Source organism: Pseudomonas sp. DTU_2021_1001937_2_SI_NGA_ILE_001, from assembly GCF_032463525.1.
Classification (GTDB): domain Bacteria; phylum Pseudomonadota; class Gammaproteobacteria; order Pseudomonadales; family Pseudomonadaceae; genus Aquipseudomonas.
The window spans coordinates 1082130-1102370 of sequence record NZ_CP135971.1 but is presented as its reverse complement, the minus strand read 5'-3'; the positions used below and the strand labels follow the sequence as shown (position 1 = coordinate 1102370).

At 65.7% G+C, this 20241-nt stretch carries 11 protein-coding genes; 5 read left to right on the top strand and 6 right to left on the bottom strand.

What is annotated here, in order from left to right; translation table 11 throughout:
- Nucleotides 1–5: 5 nt before the first annotated feature.
- The 4 genes from RRX38_RS04345 to RRX38_RS04330 form a co-directional block, all read right to left on the bottom strand.
- On the bottom strand, nucleotides 6–3068 hold the full coding sequence (locus RRX38_RS04345; protein WP_315961691.1) for an amino acid adenylation domain-containing protein: 3063 nt from the start codon (nucleotides 3066–3068) through the stop codon (nucleotides 6–8).
- An 85-nt stretch (nucleotides 3069–3153) separates the two neighbouring features.
- On the bottom strand, nucleotides 3154–4200 hold the full coding sequence (locus RRX38_RS04340; protein ID WP_315961690.1) for a TauD/TfdA family dioxygenase: 1047 nt from the start codon (nucleotides 4198–4200) through the stop codon (nucleotides 3154–3156).
- 17 nt (nucleotides 4201–4217) lie between these two features.
- The gene (locus RRX38_RS04335) at nucleotides 4218–7643 is read right to left on the bottom strand and encodes a condensation domain-containing protein (protein WP_315961689.1); all 3426 of its coding nucleotides are present in this window, start codon (nucleotides 7641–7643) and stop codon (nucleotides 4218–4220) included.
- Between the two features lie 8 nt (nucleotides 7644–7651).
- Nucleotides 7652–8629: a TauD/TfdA family dioxygenase gene (locus RRX38_RS04330; protein ID WP_315961688.1), complete on the bottom strand. Its 978-nt coding sequence runs from the start codon at nucleotides 8627–8629 to the stop codon at nucleotides 7652–7654.
- Nucleotides 8630–8883: 254 nt separating this feature from the next.
- Here RRX38_RS04330 and RRX38_RS04325 point away from each other — a divergent pair, with 254 nt between their 5' ends.
- From RRX38_RS04325 to RRX38_RS04305, 5 genes are all read left to right on the top strand, one after another.
- Nucleotides 8884–10944 carry a TonB-dependent receptor gene (locus RRX38_RS04325; protein ID WP_315961687.1) on the top strand — a complete coding sequence of 687 codons (2061 nt, stop codon included), beginning with the start codon at nucleotides 8884–8886 and terminating at the stop codon, nucleotides 10942–10944.
- Nucleotides 10945–11030: 86 nt separating this feature from the next.
- On the top strand, nucleotides 11031–12452 hold the full coding sequence (locus tag RRX38_RS04320) for a diaminobutyrate--2-oxoglutarate transaminase (RefSeq protein WP_315961686.1): 1422 nt from the start codon (nucleotides 11031–11033) through the stop codon (nucleotides 12450–12452).
- A gap of 64 nt (nucleotides 12453–12516) precedes the next feature.
- Nucleotides 12517–13665, top strand: a complete 1149-nt coding sequence (locus RRX38_RS04315) for an efflux RND transporter periplasmic adaptor subunit (RefSeq protein WP_315961685.1) — start codon at nucleotides 12517–12519, stop codon at nucleotides 13663–13665.
- Nucleotides 13666–13677: 12 nt separating this feature from the next.
- Complete coding sequence (locus tag RRX38_RS04310; protein ID WP_315961684.1) at nucleotides 13678–16785, top strand: multidrug efflux RND transporter permease subunit; 3108 nt, start codon at nucleotides 13678–13680, stop codon at nucleotides 16783–16785.
- A gap of 57 nt (nucleotides 16786–16842) precedes the next feature.
- Nucleotides 16843–17376: a cysteine hydrolase family protein gene (locus RRX38_RS04305; protein ID WP_315961683.1), complete on the top strand. Its 534-nt coding sequence runs from the start codon at nucleotides 16843–16845 to the stop codon at nucleotides 17374–17376.
- A 64-nt stretch (nucleotides 17377–17440) separates the two neighbouring features.
- Here the strand turns inward: RRX38_RS04305 and RRX38_RS04300 are convergent, their stop codons facing one another.
- On the bottom strand, nucleotides 17441–18502 hold the full coding sequence (locus RRX38_RS04300) for an SDR family oxidoreductase (RefSeq protein ID WP_315961682.1): 1062 nt from the start codon (nucleotides 18500–18502) through the stop codon (nucleotides 17441–17443).
- 484 nt (nucleotides 18503–18986) lie between these two features.
- Entirely contained in the window at nucleotides 18987–20195 is a 1209-nt protein-coding gene (locus tag RRX38_RS04295) for an MFS transporter (protein ID WP_315961681.1), read from the bottom strand.
- Between the last annotated feature and the right edge of the window lie 46 nt (nucleotides 20196–20241).

Below are 20241 nucleotides of genomic sequence, written 5' to 3'. Positions count from 1 at the left end.
GCGGGTCAGAATTCGTTGTCGTCAAGCTCGGCCATCAGTGCCTGCAGCTCGTCGTCGCTCAGCCCGGCGGCGCTGAAGGCACGGCTTTCAGGCTCTGGCTGGGCGTTCTCGGCGGCCAGCGGCTGGGCGACCTCGGCCATGGCGGCGATGGTCTGGCTCTCGAAGACCTGTTTGGCCGACAGCGCGATGCCTTGCTCGCGGGCCTGGGCCACCACTTGCAGGCTGAGGATCGAGTCGCCGCCAATGGCGAAGAAGTTCTCGGTAACACTGACCCGTTCCAGCTTCAGCACCTTGGCGACGATGGCCTGCAGACTGCGCTCCATGTCGTTGCGTGGCGCCACATGGGCACTGGCGTCGAACTGGTCCGGGTCGGGCAGCTGGCGCAGGTCGAGCTTGCCGTTGGGCGTGCGCGGGAAGCTGGGCAGGGTCAGGACCCGCGCCGGCACCATGTACGACGGCAGGCGCTCGCCGAGAAACGCGCGGATCGCCTCGGAGTCTGGCGCGTAGCCATGCGCGGCCAGCACGTAGGCCAGCAGGCGTTTGCCAGCGGCGTGTTCCTGGACGATCACCGCCGCCTCGCGCACGTCGCTGTGGGCGCACAGCTGGCGCTCGATTTCACCCAGCTCGATGCGGTAGCCGCGCAGCTTGACCTGATGGTCCTTGCGACCGAGGAACGCCAGGCGTCCGTCCGGCAGCCAGCAGGCCAGGTCGCCGGTGCGATAGGCGCGGGTGCCGTCGGCCAGGTTGACGAAGGCCTTGGCGCTGTCCTGCGGTTTGCCCCGGTAGCCACGCGCCAGGGTCGGGCCGGCCAGAACGATCTCTCCGGCTTCGCCCACGCCGCAGGCGTTGTCCTGTTCATTCAGCACGCGCAGGTCCATGCCGGGAATCGGCCGGCCAATGCTCGGCGCGCGGCCCGGCTCCAGCACTTCGTAGCTGGCCCACACCGTGGCTTCGGTGGGGCCGTATTCGTTGACCAGGCGGGCGTTGGGCAGGGCCTGGGCATGCTGGCTGACCAGCGCGGGCGGGCAGGCTTCACCGGCGACTATCCAGCAAGCCAGGCAATCGGCACCGGCGCTGCGTTGCAGCGGTTCGAGCAGCGCCTGATACAGCGACGGCAGCGACAGGCCGTGGCTGACCTCATGCTGCACGATCAGCTCGGCCAGACGCGGCATGTCCAGCTCTTCGCCGCTGGCCGGCAACACCAGGCGCCCGCCCTGGGCCAGGGTCCAGAAGATCCCGGCCACCGAGCTGTCGAAGGCGAACGACGACAGCAGCAGGTAGGCGCGTACCGGGGTGGCGTAGCTGGCCATGCGCACCTGGGTGGAGTAGCTCAAGGCGCCGTGGCTGATCTCCACGGCCTTGGGCGCGCCGGTGGAGCCGGAGGTGTAGATCAGGTAGGCCAGGTCATCGGCCTGTGGCAACGGCAGCGACGCCAGGTCCGGTGCGGCGGGCACGTTCAACTGGTCGAGTAGGAAGCGCTGCACGCTGGCCGGCACGCTGTCGGCCAGCTCGGGGCTGACCACGATGTGCGCGATGGCGCTGTCTTCGAGCATGTAGGCGCGGCGTTCGGCCGGGTAGGCCGGGTCGACAGGCACGTAGGCACCGCCGGCCTTGAGCACGCCGAGCATGGCGACGATGGCCGCGTTGCCCCGCGGGAACAGAATGCCTACTGGCACCCCGGCAACAATACCGGCTGCGCGCAACTGATGCGCCAGGTGGGTGGCACAGGCATCCAGGGCCGCGTAGCTGAGATCGCCGTGCGCATCGCTGAGGGCAATGGCTTCGGGGCGTTGGCGTACCTGGCGGTCGATCAGCTCGACCAGGGTCAGGGGTTCGATGCTGGGCGTGGCAGGGGTGTTGTCGATGATTGCCTGCTGCCGGGGGCCGCACAGCGGCAGTTGCGCCCAGGCGCACTGTGGCTCGGCCAGCGCACCCTGAAGCAGCTGCAGCCACTGCTCGCCCAGGCACTCGGCCGCCTGGCGGCTCAGGCGCTGGCTGTCGTACAGCAGGTGGGCGCGCAGGCCGTCAGCGCCATGCTGGACGTTGAGGCAGGCTTTCAGCGGCGCGGTGATGGCACTGGCGCAGCGCTCGTCGGGCTCGGTCTGACGCCAGGCGAAGCCATAACCGGTGTCGATGCAGTGGCTGTAGTAATCCTGCCAGCCAGCGGCAAGTGCCAGGCTGCTGGCAATGCTCTGGCTCTGCTGCATCAGGCTGGCTTGCGGGTCCAGCTCGATGCGCAGCGGCAGGTTTTGTTCGAACAGACCCAGGGCCTGCTCCAGTTCCGGCCCACGGCTTTCGTGCAGCACGCTGAGCAACAGTTGCTGTTGCCCGGCCAGGCGACCGAGCAAGGCGGCCCAGGCGGCCAGCAGCAGGTTCGCCGGCAGGTCTGCCTGGCTGGCCAGCGGCTGCGGCAGGACCAGGTCGAGGCGCTGCGCGGCGAAGCCTTTGCCTGTCGCCCCCTCCAGGGGCAGTTGCAAGGCTGGTGGGTGGTCGTCGGCCAGCGCCTTCCAGAAGTTCACCCCTGGGTGGTCGGGTTCGTCTTCCACCAGGCTCCAGCGCCATTCGGCGTAATCGGCGTACTGCAGCGGTTCGTCTGGCGCCGGGCTGGCGGTCTGCAGCAGGGCCATGGCCAGGCGCTTGAGGCTGGTCAGGTCGAAATGACTGCCGGCGCCCGCCACGTCCAGCACCCATTGCCGTTCGGCCAGCAACACCTGAGTCACCACCAGCGGCTGGCTCCAGTCACGCGCCGGCTGCGCCAGGCTGGCGAGTGCCGCGTCCTGGGCGGCGGGGGCCAGGTCACGCAGGTCCTGCACGGCAACCCGCAGCGCCAGGTGGTCGTCGATCACCTGTACGGGCAGACGCAGGCCGGGCACGGGCGCCAGCCGGGTGCGCAGGATTTCGTGTTCGGCGACCAGCGCCTGCAGGCGCTGATCGAGGATTTCCGTGCTCAGCGGTGTAGCCACCGACCACTGCAGATGGCAACCCAGGGCCTGCTCGACCGCGACCTGGCTGTGCTGATGGACTGAAGCCTGCTGTGGGGAAATACGAAAACCTTGGAGTCCGCTCATGTTCAACTCGATTGAAAATTGGGCTTGAACGGGTTGAGGCAGCGCGGCATCCGTGTGCCAGGCGCGAGCCTCACCCGGTGAAGAATCAGACCGCTACGTCGCTCGACAACAGCGCTTCGGCCATGCCGGTGAGGATGGCGCGCTTGCCAGTGAAAGGTTCGCGGCCGTGCACGGTGAGCATGTTGTCGATGAACAGCACGTCGCCCGGTTGCCAGCTGAAGCGCACCAGCGAGTCGAGGTAGGCGGTGCGCAAGGCGTCCAGCACCTGCGGCTCGATAGGCTCACCGTCGCCATAGAAGGTGTTGGTGGGCAGGTCGAGGTCGGCGAAGTTGCTTTGCAGCGAGCCTCGAATGGCCGGCGGCAGGGTGCTGATATGGAAGAAGGTCGCGTGGTTGAACCACACCTCTTCGCCGGTGCGCGGGTGGCGCACCACGGCCGGGCCGCGCTGGCGGGTGCGCAGGCGGTTGTTTTCCTTCCATTCCACTTCGATACCGACGCTGGCGCAGTAGGCCTCGACTTCGCCGCGATCTTCGGACTGGAACACGCTCTGCCAGGGCAGCCCGAAGCCGTCGCCGTAGTTGCGCACGTAGAGCACGCCCTTCTCGCGGAAGCGCGCTTCGATTTGCGGGCTGATCGCCGCCTTCACCGCACGGGTCGAGCCGATCGGCGTTTCGCCGCCGGTTTCCGATGGCTGCTGGCAGTAGAAGAACAGCCGCAGCGGGAAGCGTGGCGAGTAGGAGTGCTCGTTGTGCGGAAAGATCATCTGGTCGGCCGGGTAATCGGTCGAGGTATAGATGTTGCCGCCTACCCGGGTACGCGGCGAGGCACGGAACATGTACTCCAGGGCACCGGGCGACAGCGCGGCGATCACCTGGTCGAACTGCTCCACCGAGCGCACACCGAAGCCACGGAACAGCAGCGCGCCGTGTTGCAGCAGCTTGGCTTCCAGATTGTGCCGCTCGCTGGCCGCCCAGGTGACCAGGTCGACGTCGGCGACCGCCGGCTCGATCACCAGCGGCAGGGTATGTTCCGGACTCAGCAGGCGCTCGCTGACCAACTGCCGGGGCGCGACGTTCATGGCTTTGCGCTTGACGCCGCCTAAGGAGCGGGAGGTGGGGGGCAGGGTAGACATAAAGGCATCCAGGCGGGTTAGAGGGGCACGGAACGGCGCTTGGTCTTGAGCATCTGCGCACGGCCTGCCGAGGCTTGGGCCTGTACGCGCTCACGCTGCAAGGCCTGGTCCCAGGCGTCCAGGCGCTCGGCAACGGCGGGCAATGGCTGTTCCAGCAACGTCGGGCTTTCGTCCAGCAGACGGGTCCACAGCTGTTGCAGGCGCAGGGCACGGTCCTGGTCGAAGTATTCGCCGCGGAACTTGAGGTTGGCCTCGATACCGCTGCTGCCATGGGTCAGGTCCAGCACCAGATGGAAGTCCCCCGGCGCCTGGGCCGCCTCGACACTGGCCAGCTGCGCGCCGGCCAGGCGGGTCGGGCTGACCCGCGACGGCTGGTAGTTGAGCTTGACCTGGAACAGCGGCGCGTGGCCGGCCCGTCGTTGCGGGGCCAGGGCAGCGACCACCAGGTCGAACGGCAGGTCCTGGTGGGCATAGGCCAGGCGTGCCTGGTCGCGGACCTGCTGGAAGAACCCGGCCAACGTGGGGGCGCCGCGCAGGTCGCAGCGCAGGGTCAGCTGGTTGACGAAGAAGCCGATGGCTTCGTTGTACGCTGCCGTGGGGCGGCCACTGACGTCAGTGCCCAGCAGGAACTGCTGCTGCCCGCCCAGCTGGCGGATCACCAGCTGGTAGCAGGCCAGTAGCAGCATGAACAGGGTCATGCCTTGCTCGCGGGCCAGAGCCGCCAGACGCTCGCAGTCCGCCTGCGGCAGGTCGAAGGTCAGGCTGTGTTCGCCAGGCGTATGCCCGCTGCCGCCCAGTGCCAGGGTCTGTGGCAGCGCTGCCAGGTGCGCGCGCCAGAAGTCCTGCTCGGCGGCAATGCGTTCGTCGCTCCAGTGCGCTGCTTCCCAACGGGCGAAGTCCAGGTACTGGGGCGGGCGTGCAACGCCGGGTGTACCGGCCAGTTCGGCCAGCAGCAGTTGCAGCGAGCGGCCATCGAAGGCGATGTGGTGCAGGGTCAGCAGCAGGTCGTGACACTGCGCGTCGCGGTGCAGCAGTTGCGCACGCAGCGCCGGGCCGTTTTGCAGGTCCAGAGGCGTGCCTTGTTCGGCGGCCAGGCGTTCGCCCAGTGCCTGTTCCTGCTGGGCAGCCGGCTGGCCGCGCAGGTCGTGGACCACCAAGGGCAACTCGGTCATGGGCAGCACACGCTGTTGCGGACCGTCAGCGGCGTCCTGATACACCGTGCGCAGGACGCCGTGTCGCTCGACCAGCGCCGCCAGCCGTGCGGCCAGTTCGGCGCTGTGCAGCTCGCCTTCCAGGCGCAGGTGCAGCACCAGGTTGTGCCGGGTATCGCTGGGGTCGAGCTGGTGCAGGAACCACAGACGGCGTTGTGCGAAGGACTGCCGGGCCTGGTCGGTGCCGGCGCTGGCTTGGTCATCGGTGGCCCTGGGCGCGGTTCGCTGCAGAGCGTCACGCAGCACCTCGGCCCATTCGCCGAGGCTGCGTTCGCTGAACAGCGCCTGGGTGTCGAAGGCTACGCCGAGGTCCTGATGGAGCCGCGCCGCAAAGTCGGCCAGGGCGATGGAATCCAGGCCCAGGCCGATCAGACTGCGCTGGAAGTCCAGCGCCAGGTAAGGGTTGACCTCGTGCAATGTCTGGCCAAGCCATTGGCGGCAGGCGGGCAGGGCCTCTTGCCCACCTGTGGCCGCCTGGGCGAGCAATTGCTCGGCTGACAGTCGAGCTTCGGCGGCGGCCTGGCCGCCGTATTGGGCAATGATGCTCAAGGTGCCGGCCGCCAGTTGCTTGCGTGCGCCCTGGCGGGCGATCTTGCCGCTGGTGGTCATCGGGATGGTGCCGGCTTCCACCAGCACGATCTGGTCGATGCCGCAGTCGGCGGCGTCGCGCACCGCTTCCTGCATCGAGGCGATGAGTGGCGCGTGGCTCGCCGGGTCGACGAACTTGCGCTGCGGCTCGGCGACGATCACCAGTTTCTCGCGGCCCAGACGCTCGTCCATCTCCGAGAAGGCGGCAATGCGCCCGGTACGGATGCCGGGTTCGGCATCGGTAATGGCGAACTCGATATCGTGAGGGTAGAGGTTGCGGCCATTGAGGATCAGCAGGTCCTTGACCCGCCCGCAGATGACCACCTGGCCCTGGTGCATGAAGCCCAGGTCGCCGGAGCGCAGGTAATACCCTGCTTCGCCCTGGATCTGCGCCTGGAAGGCTTCGCGGCTGGCGTCGGGGTTGTTCCAGTAGGCTTCGGCGTTGCTCGGGCCTTGCAGCCACACTTCGCCGATCTGGTCCGGGGCGCAGCGTTCGAAGCTGTGCGGGTCGACGATGGCAATGCTGTGCAGCGCCTGGGGGTAGCCACAGGCGACGAACTCCACCGCCGGTGCGTTCTCGCTGGCCAGGGCCACACGACCGCGTTCCAGCACTGCCTTGTCGAGGCGCAACACCACCGGCAAGGCGTCGGCCGGCGTGGCGCTGACACACAGCGTGGCCTCGGCCTGGCCATAGCCGGGGCTGAGCGCCAGCGGATTCAGGCCGCAGGCGGCAAAGCGCCGGGCAAAGGTGTCCAGCGTCGCCGGGTGGATCGGCTCAGCGCCGTTGATCGCATGGCGCCAGTGGCTGAGGTCGAGCTGGGCGATAAGGCTGTCGCTGACCACCCGGTTGCACAGCGCATAGGCAAAGTTCGGCGCGAAGCTGGCGGTAGCGCGGTAGCGGCTCAGCGCCTGCAGCCAGGTGGACGGCGCATTGACGAAGGTCTGCGAGGCGATCAAGTAGCAGGGCATGCCACTATATAAAGGTGCCAGCATGCCGCCGATCAGCCCCATGTCGTGGTACAGCGGCAGCCAGTTGACCATGGCCCCCTCGGCGTCGAAGCCGTAGGCCTGGCGCATCAGCTCGACGTTGGCGAGCAGGTTGCGCTGGCGCACCTCGACGCCTTTCGGCGTGCCCGTGGAACCCGAGGTGTACTGCAGAAAGGCCACGCTGGCGCCATCGATGGCCGGGCGCTGCCACTGGCTCGGCGAGGGCGTGCCGAGATCGGCGACCGTGGCCACGGCTACCCGGCCTTCGACCAGCTCACGCAAGGTGTCGCCATGGCTGGCCGGGGCCAGGATCAGTGTCGGCTGGGCATCGGTCACTACGTTACGCACGCGGTCCAGATGCCGCGGCTTGCGCGATGGCGGCGGGAACAGCGGCACGGCGATCAGCCCGGCGTACAGGCAGGCGCAGAAGGCGCGGGCGTAGTCGAGGCTGGTGGGCAGCATCAGCAGCACGCGATCACCTGGCTGACAGCGCGCCTGCAAGGCGGCGGCGAGCGATTGGCTCTGTTCGTGCAGTTGCGCGAAGGTCAGGGTTTCGCCGATCTCGACGCCATCGGGCAGAAAATGCAGGGCGTCGCGTTGCGCAAAGTGCCGGGCATGGTTTTCCAGCACGTCGATCCAGTGTTTGCAAGAAGACATGTGCACTATCACGCCATGGCCACGATGACCTTGCGGTCACCGGTGTAAGGATTGCGGCCGTGTGCCACCAGCCGGTTGTCGAGCATCAGGATGTCGCCTGGCTGCCAGGGAAAGCTGATGGCGGTCTGCCGATAGACCTCGCGCACGCGGTCGAGCATGGCGTCGGGAATCGCCGAGCCATCGCCGAAGTACACGTGACGCGGCAGGTTCTCTTCACCCACGGCGGCCAACAGGCTTTCGCGTACCGCCGGCTCGATGGCCGATACGTGGAACAGGTGGGCCTGGTTGAACCACACCCATTCGCCGGTCTGCGGATGTTGCAACACCGCGGCGCAGCGCTGGCGGGTGCGCAGCTCGCCGTCGGCTTTCCATTCCCACTGGATGTCGTTGTCCTGGCAGTAGCGTTCCACTTGGGCGCGGTCTTCGGTGTTGAAGACCTTCTGCCAGGGCAGGTCCAGCGCGCCGCTGTAGTTGCGCACGTAGAGCAGCTCGCGGCTGGCGAACTGCTCGCGGATCTCGGCAGGCATGCGCTGGTAGACCAGCCGACTGTCGGCAATCGGCGTTTCGCCGCCGGTTTCGCTGGCTTTCAGGCAATGGAACCAGATGCGCGACGGCCAGGGCCGAGTGTAGGCCTGCTCGTTGTGCAGGGGGATGAACTGATGGGCGGGGTATTCGGTGGAGCTGTACACCCCGGCGAACACCTTGCTGCGCGGCGTAGAGCCGAACTCGTAGCTGGCCAGCGGTGCGCCGAAGCTGGCGGCGAAGCGCTTGAAGTCGATGGGGGTGGGGACGCTGAAACCGCGAAACAGTACGCCGCCAACGGTACTCAAAGCCTGATCCAGGCTGGCGCGCAGTGTGGCGTCCAGATCATGGATGGACTGCCCTGGGCGGCCCTCGATCAACACCGGCAGGGCCGGGGCGGTGCCGGAGGCTGGCGCGTCGGGCAGATGGGGCGAGCCGCTGCCGAGGCGTTCGATTGAAGTCATCCGAGTGCTTCCTGTTGTGTTTTTCAGTTCAGCGTCTGGCGTCGCCATCGGAAAAATCGGGCAGCGATGGCTACATAAACTGACGTCGAACGTTAGTCTCTCCTACGAACCGGGTAACTTTTATTACAAATGAGATAGATTATCAATCATATTCCCTTGAAATTTATTTTGCATTAGACTGCGCCTCGCAATGCGAATTGATCGTTTCTGACCGTAAGAAAAAACCAAAAAATTCTGTCGCAGGGGAGCGGGGCGTGAACTTCAAGAAAACAACGATTGCACTGGCCGTGGGGTCGGCCTTCTACATGGCCAACGGTGCATGGGCAGACACTCAGGCAGGTGCCATCGAGATCGACGCGATCACCGTAACGGGTGAAAAGATCAACCGTTCCCTGGAGCAGACCCAGTCGAGCGTGGCAGTGGTCACCGACAAGCAGTTGCGTGAAAAGGAAGACCACAATCTGGTTGATGTGTTCTCGCGCACACCGGGCATGTACAACACCTCGGGCAACGAGAACTGGGGTATTCGTGGCGTGCCGGTTTCCGGCTTCGATGACCAGGGGCCGGCGGCACTCAACGGCGCGGTCTCGGTGTTCGTCGATGGCGCGGTACAACCCAACCGGACGCTGACCCTCAGCCCCATGCCGCTGTGGGACGTCGAGCAGGTCGAAGTCTTCCTCGGCCCGCAGTCGACCACCCAGGGCCGCAACTCCCTGGCTGGTGCAGTGGTCGTGCAGACCAAGAACCCGACCTTCACCCCCAGCTTCTCGGCGCAGACCAATGTCGGCAACTACGGTGAACGTGGTGCGGCGGTGGCCGGCGGCGGTGCGCTGGTCGACGACAAGATCGCTGGCCGTATCGCCCTGGACTACCAGGAAGGCGATGGCTACATCAAGAATCTGTACAACGGCAACGATGCCAACCCGACCCGCGCCGTGAACGGTCGTGGCAAGTTGCTGATCCTGCCCAACGAAGACCTCGATGTCTTGCTCACCTACTCGCACAACGAGAGCCGCAAGGGCGACAACTCGGTGATTCGCCAGGGCGACCGGGTGCGTTACTACAAGATCGACTCCAATACCAAGGCCTACGACAAGCTCAGCCAGGACACCGTCAGCGCCAAGGTGGACTACCGCCTCAACGACGCCTGGTCGATCACCAGCCTGACCAGCAACACCAGCTCCGACTACGATGCGCGCCTGGACTTCGACCAGTCTTCGGTCGGCAACCAGGCCGTGCTGCGCAAGCAGGATGGCGATCTGTTCAGCCAGGAACTGCGCCTGAACTACAGCTCCGACACGGTGAAGAGCTTTGCCGGTGTGTACTACGGCCACAACACCAACAACTTCCATGACCGGCTGTTCAACGGCCAGCGCCTGTTGGGTACGGTCAAGGGCGACACGACCATCCAGAACAGCGCTGTGTTCGGCGAGATCGACTGGACCTTCGCGCCGCGCTGGACGCTGATCACCGGCCTGCGCTTCGACCACGAGACCAACGACACCGATGTGGTGGCCGACGACTTCTCTGCGCCAGGCAAAGACAAGCAAAGCGCCAATGCGGTGCTGCCGAAGCTGGGCATCGACTATGAGCTGGCCGACAATCAGTACGTCGGCGCCATGGTGCAGCGCGGCTATCGTGGTGGTGGCGTGAACGTGCGCGCCGGCAGCAGCCACCAGGCCTACGATCCTGAATACACCACCAACTACGAGCTGTCGTACCGTGGCTCGTTCATGGACCAGACCCTGCGCACCCGCGCCAACCTGTACTACACCGACTGGAAAGACCAGCAGGTCACCGTGGTCAACCCCAACACCGAGTTCTACGACGTGTTCAATGCCGGTCGTAGCTCGATCAAGGGCCTGGAACTGTCGGTCGAGAAGGACTTTGGCGAGCAACTGACCCTCAATGCAGGGGCTTCGGTCACCTCCGGCAAGTACAAGGACTTCGTCACCAGCAACGGTCGTGACATGAGCGGCAAGGACTTCCTCTACTCGCCCAAGTACAAGACCTCACTGGGCGCGACCTACCGCTGGAACGAGCGCCTGACGCTGAACACCGACCTGACCTGGCAGAGCACCTCGCCGGCCGAGTACGAGTTCGACGACGACAACAACTACATCGGCGAGCGCAAGAGTGATGCCTTCTGGCTGACCAACTTCAACGCCGAGTACAAGGTCACGCGCAATGTCAGTGTTTCCGGCTACGTGAAGAACGCCTTCGACAAGCAGTACATCACCAACAATCGCAGCGGCGACATCATCGATGCCGGCGCGCCACGCACCTTCGGCCTGGCGCTGCGCTACGACATGTAACACCGGAGGCGGGGAAGGGACTCCCCGCCGCTCCGCCGTCCAGACCGCTCCGGTCCTCTCCAAAACCAGCCTCCCTGGAGGAAATCATGAGTGCTTTTTCGAATGCCGCAGCTGGCGGCACGCCACAGCTACGCCTGTCGCATACCGGACTTTCGCACCCGTACTGCCTCGACCCGACGCCACTGCTGGAGCGTCAGCGTCAACAGGAGTCCAATGCGCGCAGTTACCCCCGGCGCATTCCACTGGTGTTGGAGCGTGCCCAGGGCATCTATGTGCAGGACAGCCGTGGCCAGGTGTTCGTCGACTGCCTGGCGGGCGCCGGCACCCTGGCGCTGGGGCACAACCACCCCGTGGTGGTCGAGGCCATTACCCAGGTGCTGGCCTCGGGCCTGCCGATGCATACCCTGGACCTCATGACTCCGGTCAAGGACGCGTTCGTACAGGAAATCTTCGGCTGCCTGCCAGCCGACTTTGCGCGTAATGCGCGCATCCAGTTTTGTGGTCCCAGCGGCGCCGATGCGGTGGAAGCCGCGCTGAAACTGACCCGTACCGCCACCGGCCGGCATTCGGTCCTGGCGTTCGAAGGGGCCTACCACGGCATGACGCTGGGCACGCTGGCGATCAGTGGCAACCTGTCGCCAAAGAATGCCCTGGGCGGCCTGATGGCCGGCGTGCAGCGCCTGCCATACCCGCATGACTATCGCTGCCCGTATGGCGTCGGTGGCGAGCAGGGCGTGAGTCTTAACCTGCATTATCTGAAGCACCTGCTCAGCGACCCGGAAAGCGGCGTGACCGCGCCGGCGGCGATGATCCTCGAACCGATCCAGGGTGAAGGCGGGGTGATCGCCGCGCCGGATCGCTGGCTGCAGGGGCTGCGCGAGCTGACCCAGGCGCGCGGGATCCCGCTGATCGTCGACGAGATCCAGTGTGGCATCGCCCGCAGCGGGCGGATGTTCGGTTTCGAGCATTCCGGCATCACCCCGGACGTGATCACCCTGTCCAAGGCCATCGGTGGTGGCCTGCCGTTATCGGTAATGGTCTACAACGATTCCCTCGACCTCTGGGAACCCGGCGCGCATGCCGGCACCTTCCGCGGCAACCAGCTGGCGATGGCGGCTGGCACCGCGACCTTGCGCTTCATTCGCGAGCAAGGTCTGGTGGCGCATGCCGAACGTGCCGGCGCGCACCTGCGCAAGCAGTTGCAGGCGCTGCAGCAGGAGTTCGCCTGGATCGGCGATGTGCGTGGCCGTGGCCTGATGCTCGGCATGGAGATCGTCGATCCGCAGGGCGGCGCCGATGCGCAGGGCCATCCGCCGGTCGACAGCGCACGCGCCAAGGCTTTCCAGCAGGCTTGCCTGAAGCACGGGCTGATCGTCGAGCTGGGCGGTCGGCATGGCGCCACCGTACGGTTCCTGCCGCCGCTGATCATCACCGAGCAGGAGATCGATTTCGTCGCGCAGATTCTCTTCCAGGCAGCCAGCACGATCGATCAGAATCCGCTACCCTGAGCACCGCCTCGAAAGGCCTGCTGACCGTCATCACCAGGCCTTTTTTCATCGGACGAGAATAATAATGCGCAAGGCTCTTACTTCACTGAGACCCCTCTGGCTGTTGATGACGGTGCTGGCCTGCAGCGCATGTGGTGAACAAAAGGCGCCGGTGGCCAGCCAGGCGGCGCTGCCGCAGGTGAAGACCCTGATGGTACAGCCACGGGCCTTCGCCATGACCAGCGACCTGCCAGGGCGTATCGAGCCGGTGCGCATTGCCGAAGTGCGCGCGCGGGTCGCCGGTGTGGTGCTGACCCGGCACTTCAAGGAGGGCAGCGACGTCAAGGCCGGGCAACTGCTGTTCAGCATCGACCCGGCCCCCTTCAAGGCCGCCCTGATGCGCGCCGAAGGCGCACTGGCCAAGGCCGAGGCGGATGCCTTCCGCGCTGGCGCACAGGTCAAGCGCCTCAAGCAGCTGGTGCAGATCAACGCGGTCAGCCAGCAAGCCTTCGACGAGGCGCTGTCCGACCTCAAGAGCGCCGAGGCCGACCGTCTGAGTGCTCAGGCGGATGTCACCACGGCACGCCTCAACCTCGGCTACTGCCAGGTGCGCGCACCCATCGATGGGCGTATCGGAAGGGCGATGGTCAGCGAAGGCTCGCTGGTTGGCCAGGATGAAGCCACGCAACTGGCGCGGATTCAGCAACTCGACCCGATCTACGCCGATTTCACCCAGTCGGCCGACCAGGTGGTGGCCCTGCAGCAGGCTCTGGCCAGCGGTCGCCTGAGCCGCGAAGGCCCGGCGCAGGTCAGCCTGCAAGTCGGCAACCCGCCACAATTGCGCCAGGGCGCGCTGATGTTCTCGGACATTTCCGTGGACCGCAGCACCGGCCAGGTGACCCTGCGCGGCGAATTCAGCAACCCCGATCACCTGCTGCTGCCGGGCATGTACGTGCGCGTGCAGGCTCCGGCTGGTGTCGACCCGCAGGCGCTGTTCGTGCCACAGCAGGCGGTACAGCGCGGTGCCGACGGCCAGGCGCGCCTGCTGGTGGTAGACGCTGGCGAGGTGCTGCAGGAGCGGGTGGTGCGCACCGGCGCCATGCTCGGTTCCGACTGGCAGATTACCGAAGGGCTGGCCGCCGGCGAGCAGGTGGTGGTCGAACGGGTGGGCAAGCTGGCGGCCGGGCAACAGGTCAAGGCCATTACCCTGGCCGAGCAGCAGGCCAGCAACTGACGGAAGCCTCCGATGCCGGACTTTTTCATCAAACGCCCGAATTTCGCCTGGGTCATCGCGCTGTTCATTTCCCTGGTCGGGCTGCTGACCCTGAGCATCCTGCCAGTCAACCAGTATCCGGACGTCGCGCCGACGCAGATCACTGTCAGCGCCAACTACCCCGGCGCCTCGGCACAGATCGTCAGCCAGAACGTCACCAGCCTGATCGAAGAAGAACTCAACGGTCTCAAGGGCCTGCTGTACCACGAGTCCAGCAGTGCCAACGGGGGGGCCGACATCACCGTCACGTTCAAGCCGGGCATCGATACCGACCTGGCCCAGGTCGACGTGCAGAATCGCCTGCAACGGGTGGTTGGCCGGTTGCCGAGGGCGGTGATCGAACAGGGTCTGAAGGTCGAGCAGGCGCGTTCCAATTTCCTCCTGGTCTACGCGCTGTCGTACACCGATGACCAGCAGGACTCCATCGGCCTGGCCGACTACGCGGCACGCGCCATCAACAATGAAATCCGCCGGGTCAATGGCGTTGGCCGCGTGCAGATGTACACCTCCGAACGTGCCATGCGTATCTGGGTCGACCCGGCGCGGCTGGTCGGTTACGACCTGTCGATGGCCGACGTCAGCAAGGCCATCGCTGCGCAGAACGTGCAGGTGCCGGCCGGCAGCATGGGCGAGCGTCCGGGACCTGCCGACCAGCAACTGACCGCCACGGTGATCGTGCAGGGGCAGCTCGAATCGGTGGAGGCCTTCGGCAACATCGTGCTGCGTGCCAACGACGACGGCTCCAGCGTGCGGGTCCGCGACGTGGCGCGGGTCGAGCTGGGGCGCAAGGACTATCGCTTCGACGCGCGGCTCGACGGCAAGCCGGCGGCGGCCATGTCGGTGCAGCTGGCGCCGGGGGCCAACGCGCTGCAGACCGCCGAAGCGATCAGGCAGCGCCTCGACCAGCTGTCCGGTAGCCTGCCGGCCAACATGCGCCTGAGCGTGCCCTATGACACCTCGTATTTCGTCGACGTGGCGATTCATCAGGTCATCTACACCCTGATCGAGGCCATGGTGCTGGTGTTCCTGGTGATGCTGCTGTTCCTGCAGAACCTGCGCTACACGCTGATTCCGGCAGTGGTGGTGCCGGTGTGTCTGCTGGGCACCCTCGCGGTAATGGCACCGCTGGGCTTTTCGATCAACATGATGACCTTGTTCGGCATGGTGCTGGCCATCGGCATCCTGGTCGACGACGCCATCGTCGTGGTCGAGAACGTCGAACGCCTGATCCGCGAAGAGGGCCTGTCACCCAAGGCCGCGACCGCCAAGGCCATGCAGCAGATCAGCGGCGCCATCGTTGGCATCACGCTGGTGCTGGCGGCGGTATTCCTGCCGCTGGGCTTCATGGGCGGTTCGGTCGGGGTGATTTACCAGCAGTTCGCCATGACCCTGGCGGTGTCCATCCTGTTCTCGGGGTTCCTGGCCCTGAGCCTGACGCCGGCGCTGTGCGCCACGCTGATCAAACCGCGCTACCCGACGCGCGAGGCGCGCAGGCCACGCTGGGCGCAGGCCTTCAATGACGGCTTCGCCGCGCTGGCGCAGCGCCATGAACGCCTGGGCGCCCTTGGCATTCGCCGCAGCGCTCGCAGCCTGGGCCTGTACCTGGCCTTGCTGCTGGTGCTGGCCTTCACTTACGCGCGCCTGCCCACCGCCTTTCTACCCAGCGAAGACCAGGGCTACACCGTCACCGACATCCAGCTGCCGCCTGCAGCCTCGGCGGTGCGCACCGACGCCACGGTCAAGGCCTGGGAGCGCTACGCTCTGGCGCAGCCGACCACCAATCATGTGCTGGCGATCATGGGCTTCAGCTTCTCCGGTGAGGGCGCCAACGCGGCGCTGTCTTACGTCACCCTCAAGGACTGGTCACAGCGCGGCGAGGGCGAGTCGAGCAAAGCGCTGGCGCGGCGCGCCAACAAGGCGTTCGAAGGTACGCCAGACGGCACCCTGCTCAGTGTGGTGCCGCCGGCCGTGGACGGGTTGGGCACTTCCAGCGGCTTCGACCTGCGCTTGCAGGACCTGGCCGGGCAGGGCTACCAGGCGCTGCAGCAGGCCCGCACGCAGTTGCTGGAGGCCGTGAAGCAATCGCCGGTGATCGACCACCTGAGCGAGGACGCCCTGGCCGATGCGCCGCAGATCAAGGTCAGCATCGACCGCGACAAGGCCGAAGCCCTGGGCGTGAGCTTCGACGTGATCAGCGCTGCGCTGTCGGCGGCGCTGGGTTCCGAAGAGGTCAACGAGTTCGCCAACCAGGGGCGCATGCAGCGGGTCATCGTGCAGGCCGATGGTGCCAGCCGGCAGACACCCGAGGCGCTGTTGCGCCTGCAAGTGCCCAATCGGCAGAACCGCCTGGTGCCGCTGGAAGCCTTCAGCCGTTTCGAATGGCAGGTCGGTCCGTTGCAGATCGGCCGCTACAACGGCTCGGCCTCGCTGCGTTTCTCGGGGGAAGCGGCGCCCGGCTACAGCACCGGCGAGGCCATGGCCGAACTGCGCAAGATCGCCCGGCAACTGCCGGCCGGCTTCAGCCTGGAGTGGTCGGGGTTGTCGTTGCAGGAACAGCAGGCCAGTGAACAGGTGCCGCTGCTGGTGGGCCTGTCGCTGTTCGTGGTGCTGCTGGTGCTGGTGGCCCTCTATGAAAGCTGGGCGATTCCGTTCGCCGTGCTGCTGATCGTGCCCATCGGCATGCTCGGCGCGGTGCTGGCGGTGACCTTGCTCGGGCTGCCCAACGACGTGTACTTCAAGGTCGGATTGATCACCATCATCGGCCTGGCGGCGAAGAATGCGATTCTCATCATCGAATTCGCCAAGGCCCTGCATGCCCAGGGCGCCAGCCTGGCCGAAGCCGCCACGCAGGCTGCACGGCTGCGCCTGCGGCCGATCATGATGACCTCCATGGCCTTCATCCTCGGCGTGCTACCTCTGGCCCTGGCCAGCGGTGCCGGCGCGGCCAGCCAGCGCGCCATCGGCACCGGCGTGATCGGCGGCATGCTCGCGGCGACGGTGATCGGCGTGCTGTTCGTGCCGGTGTTCTTCGTCTCGGTGATGCGCGTGGCCGAGTGGTGGAGGGTGCGGCGAGGGGAGTAGGCTGTGCCGCGTACGGCAAGATCTGAATCAAAGCCTTTTTGCAGGAGCTGAAACCGAGTGAAAGCACTGATCGTCATCGACGTCCAACAAGGTCTGTTCGAGCCTGAGCCACAACCGGCCAATGCGGCGCAGGTCATCGCGCGGATCAATACGCTCACGGCTAAGGCCCGGCAACGGGGTGTACCTGTCGTGTTCATCCAGCACGAAGCGACTGTCGGGCAGCACTTCAGACATGGCAGCGACGCTTGGCAGCTGCATGTCGGGCTCGAGGTTTTGGCGGGCGACCAGTTCGTGCGCAAGACCACACCCGACTCTTTCCTGAACACCGATCTGGATGCACTGTTGAAACACGCCGGTGTCTCGGAACTGGTGGTGTGCGGCTATGCCACGGAGTTTTGTATCGACACCACAGTGCGTCGTGCCGCAGGGCTGGGCTATCACGTGACGCTGGCCAGCGATGCGCACACGACCCATGACAAGGCACATGCCGAGGCCGCTGCGATCATTGCTCATCACAACGCGACGCTGCCGAGTATCAAGAGTTTCGGGGTGCAGATCAGCGCTCAGCCAAGTGCAGAAGTTTCGTTTTGAAAGGAATGTTGCAGGTCCCGATTTCCAGAACAGTGCCCTCGATGATCGAGGGCACTGCTTGGCTTCAGGGAATCAGCCGGAGGGTGCGCAGCCTTTCGAAGACGTTGAAGAACGCCTGGTCGCTGGCCTGGTAGGCATCGAAGCCCATCAGGCGGCTCTTGGTCATGTCGGTGACCACCTCGATGGGGCGGCCCAGGTCGGCGTCGGTGTGCCAGGGCGAAATCAGGCGGCTGATGTCGCTTTCCTGTAGGCCATGTTCCGCGGCGATCTGGCTCCAGGCTTTCTGGTCGTCGGCCATCTGCGTTTCCAGCGGCGCGGGCGCGGCCGGGAAGTCGGCGGCTTCGAGACCGAAGTATTCGGCAATGCGCCCCCACATCCACTTCCAGCGGAAGATATCGCCATTGGTGATGTTGAAGGCCTGGTTGGCCGCCGCCGGCGTGGTGGCCGCCCACAGCTGCTGCTTGGCCAGCTGACGGGCATCGGTCATGTCGGTCAGGCTGTCCCACTGCACGCGGGAACCCGGGAACACGAACGGACGTCCGGTGTGCTTGCAGATGGTCGCGTAGACGGCGAGGGTGGTGGCCATGTTCATGGCATTGCCGACCGCGACGCCAGTGACGGTATGCGGGCGGTGCACGCTCCAGGTGAAGCCGTCTTTCTCGGCGGCGGCAAAGACTTCGTCTTCCTGGGCGTAGTAGAAGTTCTCCACGTCCAGGCGGCCTTGTTCTTCACGGAACGGCGTCTGTGGCAGGGTGCCCTTGCCATAGGCCTCGAACGGGCCGAGGTAGTGTTTCAGGCCCGTCACCAATGCCACATGCTTGACGCTGCCCGCCGGGCGCAGGGCGTCGAGCACGTTACGCACCATGGCCGAGTTGACCTTGATGTTCTCTGCCTCAGTCGCCTGCCGCGACCAGGTGGTGATGAAGACGTGGGTCGGCTTGAGGTTCTTCAGCGCAGCTGTCACCGATGCCGGATCCTGCAGATCGGCGGCCACCGGGGTCACGCCGACGCGCGCCGCGGGGCGGCGGGACAGGGCTGCGACCTGCCAGCCGTTCTCCAACAGAAGGTCCGTGGTTGCGCTGCCGACGATGCCGCTGGCGCCGACTACCAATGCCAGATGAGTCATGGGCTTCTCCAGAAATATGGTGTTGCTAGGAAAGCGCGAGACGCGAAAGGTTCAGGTCGGGTGAGGGGCGGACTGGCTGTAACCGCCATGCTAGACAGGTGCGGGTGGCTTTTGGCAACCCGCTCCCAGCATGGGCTGGTTAACGGGCGCGATGTTCCTGAAGTGCCCAAAGCCCTGAGCAACAGTGGAATAGAGAAAGTAATCGTCGGGATGCTTGACCCCGATCCACGAAACGCGGGGGCAGGAGTCGGAATGCTGGAGGACGCCGGCATTGCCGTCGTGGTCGGCGTGTTGACAGAGCAAGCGGCCGAGCATCTGACGAAGTGTTTGGCCCAATACCGATCAATCAGACCGTTGGAGCGAGCTTGCTCGCGATGGCTGCCTCATGGTCGCAGCAGATGCATGGATTTTGCTGAGCTGTTCGCGAGCAAGCTCCAACAGAAATTGAAGGGTGCCTAGCGAGCTGTTTTGGCCCTTGCCCAGATCAAGCCCCACGCAGCCCCCTGGCAATGCACAGCCCCAGTGGCACGGTCAGCAGCAACAGCCCAGCCAGCGTCACCAGGCCATTGACCACCCCGGCTTCATCCGCGATGGCGCCGATGAGCATTGGCGCACAGGCGCCGCCGCCGACGGTGCCGGTGTAGAACCAGGCGAACACCTTGTCGCGGTTAGTGCGCGAGGTGAAGTCCGGCACCAGGCCGCCGAGCACGGATGAAGTGCCGTTCAGGGCCAGGCCGATCAGCGGCATCACCAGCATCAGCGAGAAGTAGGGCAACACGATGGCCAGCAGAATCAGCACCGCCGTGAGGACTTCCGTGCAGATCACCGTGCGTACCGGGCCGAGGCGGGCACCGAGGTAACCGCAGAACAGTTTGCCAAACGCGCCGCCCATGAACAGCAGCGCCAAGGCCAGGCCGATATGCTCGGGCTGCGCACCCTTGAGTTGCAGCAGGAACGGCAGGAAGGTCAGAAAGCCCATGCGCACGCCGCTGTCCAGGGTTCCGGTGGCGATCAGCGCGGCCAGGCCGACGGGCGAGCCGGGCGTTTCAGTAAGGGCTTTCTGTTTGGCTCTACCGGCCTGCGCCGCTTCGTCGGGTATCAGCCGCCACAACCCGACCGCCGCCGCGAGGCCGAGCACGCCCAGCAGCAGCGCATTGGCCTGCCAGGAGATGTACATCAGTGCCAGGCCGCTGATGCCGGGGATGACGGCCTTGCCGATGTCTCCGGCAAAGTTGTACTGCGCCAGGGCCTGCTTGGTACGGCCACTGCCTTCATAGGCGTCCGAAACCAGGGCCGAAGCCAGCGGATGCTGGGTGCTCGCGCCCAGCCCCCCGATCATCAACGCCAGGACCAGCCAGATTAGGCCATTGGCCTGGGCAGCCAGCAGGTAGGCCAGCCCGGCCAAGGCGGTGCCGGCCACCAGCAGCCGTTCACGCCCCCAGTGGCGGGCACCGCGGCTGGCCAGTAGTTGAAAACCGGCCATCATGCCTGCGTAGGCTCCGCGCAGTAGCCCGATCTGCGCGTAGCTGAGACCAAAGGCGGCCTGCCAGAGCGGCAGCAGCACATAAATGACGTCGGTCAGGCCATCGTGCACGGCATGCGCGAGACTCCCTGCTGCCAGGGATCGGCGGCGACCTGCCTCGGTGTCGATGGGAGCGTTCGAGTACGGCTTTAGAGAAAGGTCTTCGGGCATGGGCAGAGCCTGCGGTCAGATCCGTGTGGGAAGCATCGAGGTGATG